Annotated in this window: 19 protein-coding genes; 9 read left to right on the top strand and 10 right to left on the bottom strand. The window is 64.1% G+C overall.

The genetic code is table 11. The features are described from left to right. Positions 1-4: 4 nt before the first annotated feature. From SPYCA_RS15485 to SPYCA_RS15450, 8 genes are all read right to left on the bottom strand, one after another. On the bottom strand, positions 5-340 hold the full coding sequence (locus tag SPYCA_RS15485) for a DUF1491 family protein (protein WP_120221694.1): 336 nt from the start codon (positions 338-340) through the stop codon (positions 5-7). 125 nt (positions 341-465) lie between these two features. Next, complete coding sequence (locus SPYCA_RS15480; protein ID WP_120221693.1) at positions 466-930, bottom strand: PTS sugar transporter subunit IIA; 465 nt, start codon at positions 928-930, stop codon at positions 466-468. A 149-nt stretch (positions 931-1,079) separates the two neighbouring features. Continuing rightward, positions 1,080-1,655, bottom strand: coding sequence for a ribosome hibernation-promoting factor, HPF/YfiA family (gene hpf, locus SPYCA_RS15475; RefSeq protein WP_120221692.1), 576 nt, complete (start codon positions 1,653-1,655; stop codon positions 1,080-1,082). A 45-nt stretch (positions 1,656-1,700) separates the two neighbouring features. Beyond that, positions 1,701-2,399, bottom strand: coding sequence for a DNA polymerase III subunit epsilon (gene dnaQ / locus SPYCA_RS15470; protein ID WP_120221691.1), 699 nt, complete (start codon positions 2,397-2,399; stop codon positions 1,701-1,703). A gap of 19 nt (positions 2,400-2,418) precedes the next feature. Beyond that, positions 2,419-3,042, bottom strand: coding sequence for a dephospho-CoA kinase (coaE, locus tag SPYCA_RS15465; protein ID WP_120221690.1), 624 nt, complete (start codon positions 3,040-3,042; stop codon positions 2,419-2,421). Positions 3,043-3,052: 10 nt separating this feature from the next. Further along, positions 3,053-3,865, bottom strand: coding sequence for a shikimate dehydrogenase (gene aroE, locus SPYCA_RS15460; protein WP_120221689.1), 813 nt, complete (start codon positions 3,863-3,865; stop codon positions 3,053-3,055). Further along, positions 3,862-4,461 (bottom strand): Maf family protein, encoded by a 600-nt coding sequence (locus SPYCA_RS15455; protein WP_120221688.1) that lies wholly within the window; start codon positions 4,459-4,461, stop codon positions 3,862-3,864. The genes aroE and SPYCA_RS15455 overlap by 4 nt, the downstream gene beginning before the upstream one ends. Beyond that, the gene (locus tag SPYCA_RS15450; RefSeq protein ID WP_120221687.1) at positions 4,458-5,270 is read right to left on the bottom strand and encodes a pyruvate, water dikinase regulatory protein; all 813 of its coding nucleotides are present in this window, start codon (positions 5,268-5,270) and stop codon (positions 4,458-4,460) included. The genes SPYCA_RS15455 and SPYCA_RS15450 overlap by 4 nt, the downstream gene beginning before the upstream one ends. A 407-nt stretch (positions 5,271-5,677) precedes the next feature. Between SPYCA_RS15450 and hemE the strand changes: the two genes are divergently transcribed. The 7 genes from hemE (at position 5,678) to SPYCA_RS15415 (ending at position 11,024) form a co-directional block, all read left to right on the top strand. Continuing rightward, entirely contained in the window at positions 5,678-6,706 is a 1,029-nt protein-coding gene (gene hemE / locus SPYCA_RS15445; protein WP_120221686.1) for a uroporphyrinogen decarboxylase, read from the top strand. Between the two features lies 1 nt (position 6,707). Continuing rightward, entirely contained in the window at positions 6,708-7,157 is a 450-nt protein-coding gene (locus tag SPYCA_RS15440; protein WP_120221685.1) for a CopD family protein, read from the top strand. Between the two features lie 632 nt (positions 7,158-7,789). Further along, entirely contained in the window at positions 7,790-9,046 is a 1,257-nt protein-coding gene (gene rho / locus SPYCA_RS15435; protein ID WP_120221684.1) for a transcription termination factor Rho, read from the top strand. A 22-nt stretch (positions 9,047-9,068) separates the two neighbouring features. Next, on the top strand, positions 9,069-9,791 hold the full coding sequence (locus SPYCA_RS15430) for a TerC family protein (RefSeq protein WP_120221683.1): 723 nt from the start codon (positions 9,069-9,071) through the stop codon (positions 9,789-9,791). 123 nt (positions 9,792-9,914) lie between these two features. Continuing rightward, positions 9,915-10,160 (top strand): hypothetical protein, encoded by a 246-nt coding sequence (locus SPYCA_RS15425; protein WP_120221682.1) that lies wholly within the window; start codon positions 9,915-9,917, stop codon positions 10,158-10,160. Continuing rightward, the gene (locus SPYCA_RS19105; RefSeq protein ID WP_146625162.1) at positions 10,147-10,569 is read left to right on the top strand and encodes a hypothetical protein; all 423 of its coding nucleotides are present in this window, start codon (positions 10,147-10,149) and stop codon (positions 10,567-10,569) included. Before SPYCA_RS15425 ends, SPYCA_RS19105 begins: the two co-directional genes overlap by 14 nt. Before the next feature lie 53 nt (positions 10,570-10,622). Further along, a complete protein-coding gene (locus SPYCA_RS15415; protein ID WP_120221680.1) occupies positions 10,623-11,024 on the top strand; it encodes a DUF1489 family protein in 402 nt (133 codons plus the stop codon). On the opposite strand, the gene SPYCA_RS15410 is transcribed toward SPYCA_RS15415, so the two are convergent. Both SPYCA_RS15410 and SPYCA_RS15405 read right to left on the bottom strand, forming a co-directional pair. Continuing rightward, the gene (locus tag SPYCA_RS15410) at positions 11,021-11,419 is read right to left on the bottom strand and encodes a nuclear transport factor 2 family protein (RefSeq protein ID WP_120221679.1); all 399 of its coding nucleotides are present in this window, start codon (positions 11,417-11,419) and stop codon (positions 11,021-11,023) included. The genes SPYCA_RS15415 and SPYCA_RS15410 overlap by 4 nt on opposite strands. Further along, the gene (locus tag SPYCA_RS15405) at positions 11,416-12,114 is read right to left on the bottom strand and encodes a dienelactone hydrolase family protein (protein WP_120221678.1); all 699 of its coding nucleotides are present in this window, start codon (positions 12,112-12,114) and stop codon (positions 11,416-11,418) included. Before SPYCA_RS15405 ends, SPYCA_RS15410 begins: the two co-directional genes overlap by 4 nt. A 105-nt stretch (positions 12,115-12,219) precedes the next feature. Here SPYCA_RS15405 and SPYCA_RS15400 point away from each other — a divergent pair, with 105 nt between their 5' ends. Beyond that, positions 12,220-12,513, top strand: coding sequence for a DUF6489 family protein (locus SPYCA_RS15400; RefSeq protein ID WP_120221677.1), 294 nt, complete (start codon positions 12,220-12,222; stop codon positions 12,511-12,513). Positions 12,514-12,557: 44 nt separating this feature from the next. After that, on the top strand, positions 12,558-13,838 hold the full coding sequence (gene mnmE, locus SPYCA_RS15395; RefSeq protein WP_232003356.1) for a tRNA uridine-5-carboxymethylaminomethyl(34) synthesis GTPase MnmE: 1,281 nt from the start codon (positions 12,558-12,560) through the stop codon (positions 13,836-13,838). Positions 13,839-13,946 lie beyond the last annotated feature (108 nt).

Below are 13,946 nucleotides of genomic sequence, written 5' to 3'. Positions count from 1 at the left end.
AGAGTCAAGTTAACGCGCCCCACTCCGCGACGAGTCGTGCCGCATCTGCGATGTCCAGTTCGACGACCCACAGATCGGGATCGGCCTTTCGCCGCCGCTCGCGATAATTGGCGCGGGATTCACGATCCTGGGCGTCCGCGGGGCCGACTTCCTCCCATATATATTTGCCGTCGGCCGAAAATCGCCGTTCGAGCAGCGGGCCAGGCTCGCCGCGGTCGCTGCACTGGACCAGAATGACACCCGCGGTGTCGTCGCCTCTGGCCAGCACGGCCGCGAAGCCGCCCGCCGCTTCGGTGCGGCGCAGCAACAGATCGACAAGGAAACGGCTTTTGAGCCGCATGTCAGCCCCCGCCAATGCGAAGGCGGAGGTTCATCGCCGAATATCTCGTCCTGAAGCGAGGGAGACCGAAATCGTGGCGGCGCGCGATGGGCCCCCGCCTTCGCGGAGGCCCGACCGATCGCTCGTCAGGCCGCGTCACGCGCTTCGGTGTCGACGAGCAGCGCGTAAAGCGCTTCGTCATTCTTGGCGCCGCGCAGCCGTTCGGCGATCGCGTCGTTGCGCAGCATCCGCGACACGCCGGCGAGCGCCTTCAAATGGTCAGCGCCGGCATCGAGCGGCGAAAGCAGCACGAAAAGCAGATCGACCGGCAGGCCGTCGACCGCGTTGAAATCGATTGGTCGTGCAAGCTGGAGGAACAGGCCGCGCACACCGCCAAGATCGGCCAGCTTGGCGTGCGGCAGCGCGATACCCCGGCCGAATCCTGTCGATCCCAACCGTTCGCGTTCGAGCAAGGCTTCGCTCACTTCGCCGGCATCGAGGCCGAGCGATCGGCTGGCGAGATCGCCGATGAAGGGGAAAAGCGCCTTTTTCGAATCGATCTGGACGTGCGCGCGCACCGTCGCCGGATAGAGAAGAGAAGAAAGATTCATCGTCGGATCAAATCTTGTAAAACGCCGGACACCGCCAGAAACAGGGGCTGGCTAGCGATCGCGGATCTGTCGTGGCAGGCCCGCCGCCATCCGGGCTTCGGGCATCGTTGGGCGCGGCCCTTAAGCCGGATGGCGGATAAAATCCAGTCCTATCGTGGTTCGACCCACCCGATGGTGCCGTCATCGCGGCGATAGACCATATTGTGTGCGCCCGTCTTGCTGTTGACGAACAACAGCGCATTGGTGTTGCGCAAGTCGAGCATCATCACCGCGTCGGAGACGCTGCTGTTGGGGATGTCGACGCGCGTTTCGGCGATGATCGCCGGCGCGTCGCCCGCCTCTTCCTCTTCGGCGCCGGGATCGAAAACAGTGTAGCTGGCATTTTCCTCGATCTCGTCGATGGTCGGCGAGGGTTCGGCCGGTCCGTTGTTGCGATCCTTCAAGCGTCGCATATAGCGCCTGAGCTGCTTTTCGATGCGGTCGGCCGCGCCCTCGAACGCGACATGCGCGTCCTGCGCCTGGCCATGGCCCTTCAGCACCAGCCCCTGCATGACATGCGCGACAATGTCGCACTGGAAACTGTCGTGCGGACCCTTGCCGAAGGTCGCGTGAGCGCTGATCGCGCGCGAGAAATATTTGTCGGCAATCGCGTTCATCCGGTCCGCGACATGCGCCTGCAGCGCTTCGCCGGTTTCGATCTGATGGCCAGAGACGCGGATTTCCATTTTTCTTCTCCTTCTATGGCCGGCGCGACGACAATGGGGGAGTCGTCACACCGTATCGAGCCACAGCGGCTGGTTGAGCCCTGCGACGAAATCGGCGTGGCGCGCGAGTTCGGCAGCCGACGCCATATGCGGTCTCGGTTCGCGAAAGGGTCGCGCCGGACCGCGCGGCGCGACCGGGCCCGCTGTCGACGCGGCCGTCGGCGCGGCCGCGGATGCGAGGCCAAGGCCGATCTGCCGCCCGCCCGTCATTTCGATATAGAGATGCGCGAGCAGCTCGGCGTCGAGCAGCGCGCCATGCTTGATGCGGTGGCTGCGGTCGATGCCGTAGCGGGTGCAGAGCGCATCGAGACTGTGCTTGGCGCCAGGATGCAGTCGCCGCGCCATCTGCACCGTGCAGCACATGCGCGCCATGTCGAGCGCGGGCCGCCCGATCCGCTCGAGCTCGGCGTTCACAAAGCCGAAATCGAACGCCGCATTATGCGCGATCAGCGGCGCGTCACCGAAAAAGTCGAGCAGTTCGTCGACCCGCGCCGCAAAGAGCGGCTTGTCCGACAGGAACTGGCTCGACAGGCCATGCACCGCTTCGGCCGCGGCGGGCATGTCGCGCTCGGGGTTGAAATAGGCGTGGAAGGTAACGCCCGTTTCGCGTCGATCGACCAGTTCGACACATCCGATTTCGACCAGCCGGTCCCCCGTCCTGGGATCGAAACCCGTGGTTTCGGTATCGAAAATAATCTCGCGCATCGAAGCAATAATCTGGACCCTATCGCGCGTGGAAACAAGAGGCGATGAAGCGAATCTGACGGTGCGTTTCGCTTTTCGGTCGGCCCGTCTCGATGATGAAATCGGCGCGCGCGCGTTTGACGCGGTCGGGCACCTGCAGGCGGCGGATCGCCTTCAGCTTCGCGGCGGTCATGCCGGGGCGACGCATCACGCGCCGACGCTGCATCCAGGCGGGCGCGGAGACGACGGCGATCGCGCCGACGCGCCGCCAGCCGCCTTTTTCGAACAGCAGCGGGATGTCGAGCACCACCACGTCGCGCGCACGGTGCCTGGCGAGAAAGCGTTTCTGCGCGCGGAACACGGCCGGATGGACGATGGCTTCGAGCGCCGCGAGTTCGTGTGTATTGCCGAGCACGCGCGCGCCCAGCTTCTGCCGGTCGACGCCGCCGGGGCCGGTCGTCCCCGGAAAGCGCGCCTCGATCGCCGCAACCAGCGCGCCACCGGGGCCTTGCAGCCGATGCACCTCGGCATCGGCATCGAAGACGGGGACGCCCTCGCGCTCGAACATCGCCGCCGCGGTCGATTTGCCCATGCCGATCGAGCCGGTGAGGCCGAGCAGGAAGGGGCGGCGGAGCGGCAGGTGCGGGCGCTTGAAATGGCTCATGCGAAATATCTTACGCGACCAGGAGCGCGCGCAGCTCGTCGTCGCGGCCTTCAGGCGGCGGCGCCCCGAAAAACAGCTCGAAGGCAAGCGCCGCCTGGCCGATCAGCATGTCGAGCCCGTCGACCGTGGCGAGCCCTCGCGCTTCGGCCGCGTTGAGGAGGCCGGTCCGAAGCGGCGAATAGACGAGGTCGTACACGATCGCATCGCCCGGCAATGGCGACAGGTCGAGGTCGAGCGGCGGGTTTCCGGTCATGCCAAGGCTGCTCGAATTGACAAGCAGCGACACCGGCGGAAGCTGCGCATCGAGCCCGGCGACCTCGCCCTTGAGGCCGAAGGTGGCGAGCAGGCCCATCGCCTTGAGCGGGCTGCGGTTGAGGATCGTTACCGGCCCGACCTTCGCCCGCGCAAGCGCGAACAGCACGGCACGCGCCGCGCCGCCCGCCCCGACAACCGCGACCGGCGCTCCTTCAAGGTCAAGCTCGGCGAGCGGCGCATAGAAGCCCGCAGCGTCGGTGTTGGTGCCGATGACCGACCCGTCGGGCTGGCGCACAACCGTGTTCATCGCCCCGATGGTGCCGCGAATGTCGCCCGGATCGTCGACGAGATCCATGATCGCCTGCTTATGGGGCATGGTCACGTTGCAACCGCGCCAATCGGCGTCGGCGCGGGCCCCCGCGATATAATCCGCAAGCGCATCAACCGGCACGTGGAAGCGCCGGTAATCGCCTGCGATTCCGAGCGCATCGAGCCAGAAATTATGAATCAGCGGCGATTTCGACTGGGCGATAGGGTCGCCAATGACCTCGGCGTAGGGCTTGCTCATTGCGGGGCGTGCCCGGTGGCACGCAGCCACGCCAGCAAGGGAAGCATCGGCATGCCGATGATGGTCCAGGGGTCGCCTTCGACCCGGTCGAACAATTGCACGCCCGCTCCCTCGATCTCGTAACAGCCGACGGTCCGGCGGATGCCGTCCCAGTTCCGCGCGACATAGTCGGCGATGAAGGCGTCCGACAAGGGGCGCATCCACAGCCTTGCCTCGCCGATCGCGCGCCAGACGGGCGCCCCGTCGCGCGCCGCGACCGCGGCGCTGAACAGCCGGTGGCGGCTTCCCGCCATCCGGCGGAGATGGTCGGCGGCCTCTTCGGGGCTTGCCGGTTTCGTAAGCATCGTCCCATCGTCGAGCGCGAGCGTCGAATCGGCGCCGATCACCGTAACGCCCGAAAGCCGCGACGCGATCTTGACCGCCTTCGCTTCGGCCAGCGCGTCGGCAATGTTGCGCGGCGTCTGCCCCGCCGCGCGCAGCGAAGCGGTGAGCGCTTCTTCGTCGATATGCGCGGCCGTCGTCTCGAACGCCAGCCCGGCGGCGCGCAGCATCGCGGCACGGCCGCTGCTTTGCGAGGCGAGAACGAGCCCGCTCATGCGCTGGCGCGGTCCTCGACCAGCTTGATCACCGCCGCCGCGGTTTCCTCGATCGAGCGGCGCGTGACGTCGATCACCGGCCAGCCGTTGTCGGCGAACATGCGCCGCGCAAAGGCCAGTTCGGCCTTGACGCGCTCATCGTCGACATAGCTCGTCTCGGGCGTCTGGTTCAGCGAGAGCAGCCGGTTGCGCCGCACCTGAACCAGCCGGTCGAGTCCCGTCGTGAGCCCGACGACCATCGGGCGCTTCAGGTTGAACAGCGCGCTCGGCGGCGGCGATTCGGGGACGATCGGGATATTCGCGGTCTTGAACCCGCGGTTGGCGAGGTAGATGCTTGTCGGGGTCTTCGAGGTGCGCGATACACCGGCAAGGACGATGTCGGCCTGTTCCCAATTTTCCCAGCCGATGCCGTCGTCGTGCGCGACGGTGAACTGGATCGCCTCGACGCGCGCAAAATAGGCGGCGTCGAGAACATGCTGGCGTCCGGGCCGCGCCTTGGCTTCCTGTCCCAGCATCCGCGACAAGGCGTCGGTTACCGCGTCGAGCGCGGCCACGGTGGGCAGGTTGAGCATTCCCGCGCGGCGCTCGAGGCTGCTGCGCAGCTCGCCGTTGACGAGCGTGAAGAGGATCATGCCGGGGCTCGCCTGCACTTCGGCCATGATGCGGTCGAGATGCGATTCGGATCGCACCATCGGCCAGAAATGGCGCACCACCTCGACATCGTCGAACTGCGCGATCGCCGCCTTGGCGATATTTTCGAGCGTTTCGCCGGTGGAATCGGATATGAGGTGCAGGTGAAGGCGGCTCATCGCCCCGCTTTCGGGCGCAGGGGGGAAAAAGGCAATAGCAACCGTCGTCCCGGCGAAGCCAGGGGTGTTCTCGGCCTTGCTCAATCTCTCCAGCGGTCCCCGTCTTCGCGGGGCGACGGTTTGGGCTGTGGATAAGTTTGGCAAAAGCGCCGGGATGATTTCGGCACGCGCAATTGATCCCCAGGCGCACCGATTCCGCTCCATCGCTTATCCACATGGGATGAATCTTATCCACATGCTGTGAATAAGGGGCAAAGCGAGCCGCGACTCTCTGAGTGATGCCCGTGAACCGGGAGTCAAGCTGTTGGCAAAACGGGCGTCCCGGCCTAAAGCCGCCCTTGTCCGCCGACCAACAAACCACAACAATTTTATTCAAGATTATATATGAAGAGAGAAAGAGGGGCCGCGTGAAGGCGTCACCGAAGAAGCTGCTCGCGACGCTGCGCGGAGTGCGGCAGGAGCGCCCGCCGCTCTGGCTGATGCGCCAGGCCGGGCGTTATCTGCCCGAATATCGTGCCCTTCGCGAAACCAAGGGCGGATTTCTCGAGCTTTGCTACGACCCCGATGCCGCCGCGGACGTGACGCTGCAGCCGATCCGGCGTTTCGGGTTCGACGGCGCGATCCTCTTCTCCGACATTCTTGTCATTCCGCACGCGCTCGGCCAGCATCTGTGGTTCGAGGCGGGTGAGGGGCCGCGGCTCGCGCCTCCGCTCGTCGACAGCGCCTTGACGTCACTCGAAGCCGCGCCGCAGCGGCTCGACCCGGTCTATGCGACGGTCGCGCGCGTCGCAGGATCGCTGCCGGGCGAAACGACCTTTCTCGGCTTTGCGGGAAGCCCGTGGACCGTCGCCACCTATATGGTCGCGGGACAGGGGTCGAAGGACCAGGCGGCGGCACGGCGGATGGCGTTCGCCGATCCCACGGCTTTCCAGACGATCATCGACGCGATCGTCGAGCTTACGGTCGTCTATCTGGCGGGCCAGATCGAACATGGCGTTGACGCCGTGCAGCTCTTCGACAGCTGGGCGGGCAGCCTCAGCCCCGCCCAATATGAACAATGGGTGATCGCGCCCAACGCCGAAATCGTCCGGCGATTGAAGGCGCTGCACCCCGATACACCGATCATCGGCTTTCCCAAGGGGGCCGGGGGCAAGCTTCGCGCCTATGCCGACGAAACGCGTGTCGACGCGATCGGGCTCGACGAGACGGTCGATCCCGCCTGGGCCGATGCCGCCTTGCCGCCACATCTGCCGGTGCAGGGCAATCTCGATCCGCTCGCGCTCGTCGCGGGCGGCGCCGCGCTCGACAGCGCGATCGACCATATCCTTGCGGCTTTTCCGTCGCGCCCCCATATCTTCAACCTGGGCCATGGGATCGTTCCCGACACCCCGATCGCCCATGTCGAACATCTCATCAAGCGCGTCCGCGGCGGATAATATGGCAGACTGGGCGGGATTTCTGGGAGCAACCATGCTTTGGGTCAAAGCCGCGCATGTCATTTTCGTGATTTTCCTGATGGCCGGCCTGTTCATGATGCCGCGCTTCTTCGTCTATCACCAGCAGGCGGCCGTCGGGTCCGACGAGGACAAGAAGTGGATCGAGCGCGAGGACCGGCTGCGGCGGATCATCCTCAATCCGTCGCTGATCATCGTCTGGATCTTCGGGCTGACGCTCGCCTTCAACGGCAATTATTGGGGCGAGACCTGGTTCATCGCCAAATTCATCCTCGTGCTCGCGCTGTCGGGCTATCACGGCTGGCTGATCGGCTATTTCAAGAGGCTCAGCAAGGGGGAGCGGCCGCTCACCGAAAAGCAGCTGCGGATGCTCAACGAGGTTCCCGGCGTCGCCGCGGCGATCATTGTCATCCTTGCGGTCGTCCGGCCTTGAAGCCTCCGACGTTTTTGAGGATTGGCGGCTGACGACCGGTAGTTGCCCTCAACTTTATCGTCATCCCGGCGAAGGCCGGGATCTCACCCTTTCGGTTTGTCGCACCGGCGAGATCCCGGCCTGCGCCGGGATGACGGAAAAGGGAAGGCCCGGAATCCACCCCGAAGCCGCCGTCATCGATCCCCCGGAAAAACCGCTTTCCTACCTTGGTGTGCCGTGCCAGCCTGCACGGGTTCGTGTCACCGTCCGCGTCGGCTTTCCCTCCACCGCAAGCCCCGTCCTAAAGCGACAAAGGAGACAGATTCGTCGCATCCGTCCGTATATTTTGTCGCTTTAGGACGCATATCGCGCCGCCGCGTCTCGCCTTAAAGCCACAAAGGACACAGAATCGAATCGCCCGTGCGGGACTTTTGAGGCTTTAGCGACGGGCCCGGTCCATCCCGACCCATCGCAGCCGCGATTGACTTGGCGCGCGGCGGGTTATAGGGGCCGGTCAATCCCGCATCCCAGGCGGGCGGTGCGTCCCCCGCGCCGAAGCTATCATCGGCGGCCGTCCCCCGGCCGGATAGGCACCCGGCGGTGCAACGAACTTTAGTCTGATTTTCTCCCGAATATCTGTCCGGAATCCATCCATGCATCTGAAAGAACTCAAGACAAAATCGCCCGCGCAACTCGTCGAGATGGCCGAGGAACTGGGCGTCGAGGGCGCATCGACGATGCGCAAGCAGGATCTGATGTTCTCGATCCTGAAGGAACTCGCCGAAGAGGGTGAGGAGATCATCGGGTCGGGCACGATCGAGGTCCTGCCCGACAGCTTCGGTTTCCTGCGCTCGTCCGACGCCAATTATCTCGCCGGTCCCGACGACATCTACGTCTCGCCGAACCAGGTTCGCAAATATGGGCTGCGCACCGGCGACACGGTTGAGGGCGAGATTCGCGCGCCGCGCGACGGCGAGCGCTATTTCGCGCTCACCAGGCTGATCAGCGTCAATTTCGATGATCCCGATGTCGTGCGCCACCGTGTCAATTTCGACAACCTCACGCCGCTCTATCCGAACCAGAAGCTGTCGCTCGACACCGTCGATCCGACCGTCAAGGACAAGTCGGCGCGCGTCATCGACCTCGTCAGCCCGCAGGGCAAGGGCCAGCGCGCGCTGATCGTCGCGCCACCGCGTACGGGTAAAACCGTCCTGCTCCAGAATATCGCCAAGGCGATCACCGACAATCACCCCGAGGTGTATCTGATCGTCCTGCTCGTCGACGAACGGCCCGAGGAAGTCACCGACATGCAGCGCAGCGTGAAGGGCGAGGTCGTTTCCTCGACCTTCGACGAACCCGCGACGCGCCACGTCCAGGTCGCCGAAATGGTGATCGAAAAGGCCAAACGGCTCGTCGAGCACAAGAAGGACGTGGTCATCCTGCTCGATTCGATCACCCGCCTTGGCCGCGCCTACAACACCGTCGTCCCTTCGTCGGGCAAGGTGCTGACCGGCGGTGTCGACGCCAACGCGCTCCAGCGTCCCAAGCGCTTCTTCGGCGCGGCGCGCAACATCGAAGAAGGTGGTTCGCTTTCGATCATCGCGACCGCGCTGATCGACACCGGCAGCCGCATGGACGAAGTCATTTTCGAAGAGTTCAAGGGCACGGGCAACTCGGAAATCGTGCTCGACCGCAAGGTCGCCGACAAGCGCATCTTCCCCGCGCTCGACGTCGGAAAATCGGGCACGCGCAAGGAAGAACTGCTCGTCGAGAAGGACAAGCTCAGCAAAATGTGGGTGCTGCGCCGCATCCTCATGCAGATGGGCACCGTCGATGCGATGGAGTTCCTGCTCGACAAGATCAAGGATTCCAAAACGAACGAAGATTTCTTCGATTCGATGAACCAATAGGCAAAGGGCGGGTTAAGCAAAGATGCTGGATATCTTGATGCAGGTCGGCGCGCACGCCGGCGGATTTGGCGGGCCCGCGGGCATGTGGGACGCGATCGTTCACGATTTCTCGAACATTACGGAGCCCGCGGCCTTCGCTGCCTTTCTGCAAGTGCTGATGATCGACATCGTGCTGGCGGGCGACAATGCCATCGTCGTCGGCGCGCTCGCGGCGGGACTTCCCGCCGACCAGCGCCGCAAGGTGATCGTCATCGGCGTGCTCGCTGCGCTGGTGCTGCGCATCGCCTTCGCGCTCGTCGTCACGCAGCTGATGCAGATCGTCGGGCTGATCTTTGTCGGCGGCCTGCTGCTCATCTGGGTGGCTTGGAAAATGTGGCGCGAACTGCGCGACGGCGGCCATTCGGCGGGGTCTCCGGAAATTGTCGGCGACGAACATTCGGGTCTCCGGCCCGCCAAGAGCTTTGCCGGCGCCGCCTGGGCGGTTGCCGTCGCCGACGTCAGCATGAGCCTCGACAATGTGCTCGCGGTCGCCGGTGCGGCGCGCGACCATCCCGGCATCCTGATCGTCGGCCTGATCTTCGCGGTGGCGCTGATGGGTGTCGCGGCGAACATCATCGCCAAATATATCGAGCGTTATCGCTGGATCGCCTATCTCGGCCTTGCCGTGATCGTCTATGTCGCATTCAAGATGATCTACGAAGGCTGGATCGACCCCAGCGTCGGCATCGGTACGCTCTTCGGCTGAATCTCTTCGGTGAGTCGAGTCTTTTCGGTCACAGTTTGACTCAAAATGGATTCGGTTCACCGATTGGGGGATTCTCTTTCGGCAGTTTTGTGAGAGTATCCTCCAATCGGAGGAGGTCGGTTCATGGACCAGCTACAAGCCGAGGTTGATCGCAATTACGATTGGTTTCAGCGTAACTTGAAAACTTTCCTTGTCGATCATGACGGGGATTATGCAGTGTTGCGTGGCGAAGCGGTGCACGGATTTTATCAATCGCCCGGCGAGGCATTGCGGACTGCACTCGCTCAGTTTCCCGATCGAATTTTTTCGATTCAGCAAGTCGTCGACGAACCTCTCGATCTAGGATTTCTATCGCTTGCCGTCGATTGAGGGCCGACACGACGGGCGACGCATCGTCACCGATGTTGCGGTGTTAGCTGCGGAGAATCCGGCGGACCTCAGCCATGTGATTGGTCGAGCGCTGATCGATACCGGTGCCACAAGCAGCGGGGTCGGACCAACTATCGTCACGCAACTTGGTTTGCGGAGCTACGGAAAGAGGCCGCTCGGGTCTGCGACCGACGAACGCATGATGCCTTATTATTTTTTTCGGTTGGGTTTCCTTGGGTATCGCGACGCAAATGGAATGATCGAAACACACGCATTTCCTTATGTTATAGGTGAGTGTGACGGGTTCGGCTGGCCGATGGCGCGTCATTTTGACGTCATTATCGGAATGGATGTCCTCGGAAAATGTCGGTTTACAGTCGATCGCAATTTTTGGTCGATCGAGTTCTGACAATAGAGTTATGGGATGCTTGAAGCCTCCCGTCGATTTCCCATCTCTCGGACATGTCAGCTCTCCACATGACCCGCGTTGCCGTCGGTTGTTCCGATTATCCGGCACTGCAGGCGCGGATCGCTACCTATGCGTGCGACGGCGAAGTCCGCTTTACGACGCGGTTCAGGCCAAAGCGCGCCGACGAGCTGATCGGCGGCAAGCTGCATTTCATCGTCAAGCATATGCTTGTCGCCCGTGCCCGGATCCTGCGTTTCGAGGATCGCAGCGACGGGCGGGTCGATATCGTTTGCGCTGCCGATCTGGAGCGCGTGTATCCGCAGCCAAAGCGCGCGCATCAGGGGTGGCGCTATCTGGCCGACGCCGACGCGCCCAAGGGGCTGGAGGATGGAAGCGGCATCGACGAGCTGCCGCCCGAACTCTATCGCGAACTCGCCGGGCTCAGCCTGATCTAGCCCGCCTGCGCCGCAAGCATCGCGGCCATTCTTTCCCAGACCTTGTTGATGGCCTTGAGCGGACGAACCATCACCTTGAAATCACTTATTTTTCCTTCGTCATTCCAGCGGATGATGTCGACGCCGTTGATCTGGATGCCGTCGAGCTCGGTCTGGAACTCCAGCATGGCCTGATCGCCGTCGACGATCTCGCGCAAATAGCGGAAATGCTCACCGCCGAGGACGTGGCTCGCCGCGTGGAGATAGGCAAAGACCTTGTCTTGCCCCTCCTGCGGGGTGTGGACGACGGGTGAGTGGAACACTGCATCGTCGGCGATCAGGCTCCGCAAGGTCTGCGGGTCGCCGCCGCCCGCCATATAGGCGTGCCAGGCGGCGAGCCCCCGATGCGCGCTCATGCCAGATGCTCGGCGAAAAAAGCCCTGGTGCGGCTATCGGCGAGCTTCGCCCCCTCGTCGTTGCGGCGATTGCCCGTCGTCGCGGCGAAGCCGTGATCGAGGCCCGGATAATCGTGGAGCGTCACCTTCGGATGCGGATCGAGCTCGTCGTGGATCCGCTTTTGCGCGGCATCGTCGACCAGATGATCCGCGGTCGGGATATGGAGCATCAGCGGGTTGGCGATCGCATGGCTTTCGTTCAGCATCTGGTCGATCATCACGCCATAATAGCCGACCGACGCATCGATGTCGGTGCGTGCGGCGGCCATATAAGCAAGGCGACCGCCAAGGCAGAAGCCGACGCATCCGACCTTGCTCGCGCCCTGGCTGCGGAGCCAGCGGATCGCCGCTTCGATGTCTTTCACCCCGTCGTCGGCGTCATATCGACCGAAATAGCCGAAAGCCTCGTTGAGTTCGGCCTCGATGTCGGGGTCAAGCTCGACTCCGGGGGCGAAACGCCAGAAGATGTCGGGCGCGATCGCCAGATAGCCCTCGGCCGCCCAATCGTCGCATTTCTGGCGGATGCCCGCGTTCACCCCGAAGATTTCGGGGATGACGATGACCGCGCGCGAGCTGTCGGCGTCGGGGCGCGCGACATAGGCGGGAATCTGGTTCGTCCCGTCGAGCGCGGGTATGCTGATGTTCGTCGCGGACATGGCGGGGGCTCTCCTGACTCTTGCTTCTTGGCGGTGAAAGCGCGAAGCTAGCGGCGCCGCGGCTATGGCTCAAGCGGCTTACCATGACGGGGGCGGAGACAGGCGATGAAATTCCATATCGAGATCGATTGCACCCCCGAAGAGGCGCGGCGGCTGTTCGGCCTTCCCGACCTCGAACCGCTCCACGACATCTATCTCGATCGCGTCAAGGAACTGATGGCCAAAGGCATTACGCCCGAGATGGTCCAGGCGATGGTCAGGAGCTGGGTGCCGATGGGCGAAAGCGGGCTTGGGCTCGTCCAGTCGCTGCTCGGCCAGTTCGGCGGCGGCCTGATGGGCGGCGTGGCGAAAAATGGCGACGCGAATGACGGCAAACCCGCCAAGGGGCGCAAAAGCTGAACCAGGCGCCAGCAAGCGATACGATTTTCGCGCTGTCGAGCGGGATGCCGCCCGCCGCGATCGCGGTCGTGCGGATCAGCGGGGTCGATGCCGCCAAGGCGTTGCAGGCGTTGGCAGGGCGACTGCCGGTGCCCCGACAAGCTTCACTCGCCAGGTTGACGGACCCCGACGGCGGGGCGCTCGATCATGCGCTGATCCTCTGGTTTCCGGGGCCGGCGACCGCGACCGGCGAAGACCTCGCCGAACTGCACCTGCACGGCGGGCGCGCGGTGGTCGCGGCGGTGGAGGCGGTGCTGGCGGCCATGCCGGGATTAAGGCGCGCTGCGCCGGGCGAGTTTACGCGGCGGGCGTTCGAGAATGGACGGATCGACCTTGCCGAGGCCGAAGGACTGGCTGACCTGCTCGCGGCCGAAACCGAAAGCCAGCGGGTGCAGGCGCTGGGCCATGCGAGCGGGCATGTATCGCGCGCGGTGGCGGACTGGCAGGAGCGGCTGCTCGGATTGATGGCGGGCGCCGAGGCCGAGCTCAATTTCGCCGACGAAGACGACGTCGAAGTTGGCGAAGTTGTGGCGCAGCGGGTGCGGGGGGGGATGGCAGCGCTGGCGGAGGAGCTGGGGAAGTGGCTGGCGCGGCCGGCGGCCGAGGTGATATCGGAGGGGCTGTCGGTGGTGATCGCAGGACCGCCAAATGCCGGTAAATCTACTCTTATCAATGTCTTGGCAAAAAGGGAGCTGGCGATCGTGTCGCCGGTCGCGGGGACGACGCGCGACGTGATCGAAACGCCGCTGGCGCTGGATGGGATCGCGATGCGCTTTTCGGATACCGCAGGACTGCGCGGTGAGGCCGACGCTATCGAGGCGATCGGGATCGATCGCGCGAAGGCGGCGGTCGAGGCGGCCGATATATTGCTGTGGCTCGGGCCGCCGAAGGAAGCGCCTCACCACCCGCGCACGATCCTGATCGCGGCGCAGGCCGACCGCTGGCGCGGCGACGCGGCGGCCGAAGCCGAGGCTGCGCGCTGCGACCTTATCCTGTCGGCGGCGACAGGCGAAGGGATGGACAGGCTGCATCACATGATCGTCGAAATGGCACGGACGCTGTTGCCGCGCGAGGGCGAAGCGGCACTGCGCCAACGCCAGCGCGCCGCACTTGCCGACGCAAAGCAATGGCTTGCGATCGATCCCGAGTCGCGCGAGGCCAGCGACCTGATCCTGCTCGCCGAGCGCCTCCGGCTCGCCGCGACTTCGCTCGACCGCATCACGGGGCGCGCCGGGGTCGAGGATATGCTCGACACGCTGTTTGGGCGATTCTGCATCGGAAAATGATGTTCCACGTGGAACAGCGACTTTGGCGGAGTGGGCGTAAGCCCGTCTTTGTGTAAGATTTTGAAGACGCTTCGCGCGATGGATTTCGCGACCGCTTTCGGCTATGCG

Origin of the sequence: Sphingopyxis sp. FD7 (assembly GCF_003609835.1) — a bacterium.
Lineage (GTDB): Bacteria > Pseudomonadota > Alphaproteobacteria > Sphingomonadales > Sphingomonadaceae > Sphingopyxis.
The sequence above is the reverse complement of the archived record's forward strand: the minus strand, read 5'-3'. Positions and strand labels throughout refer to the sequence as shown.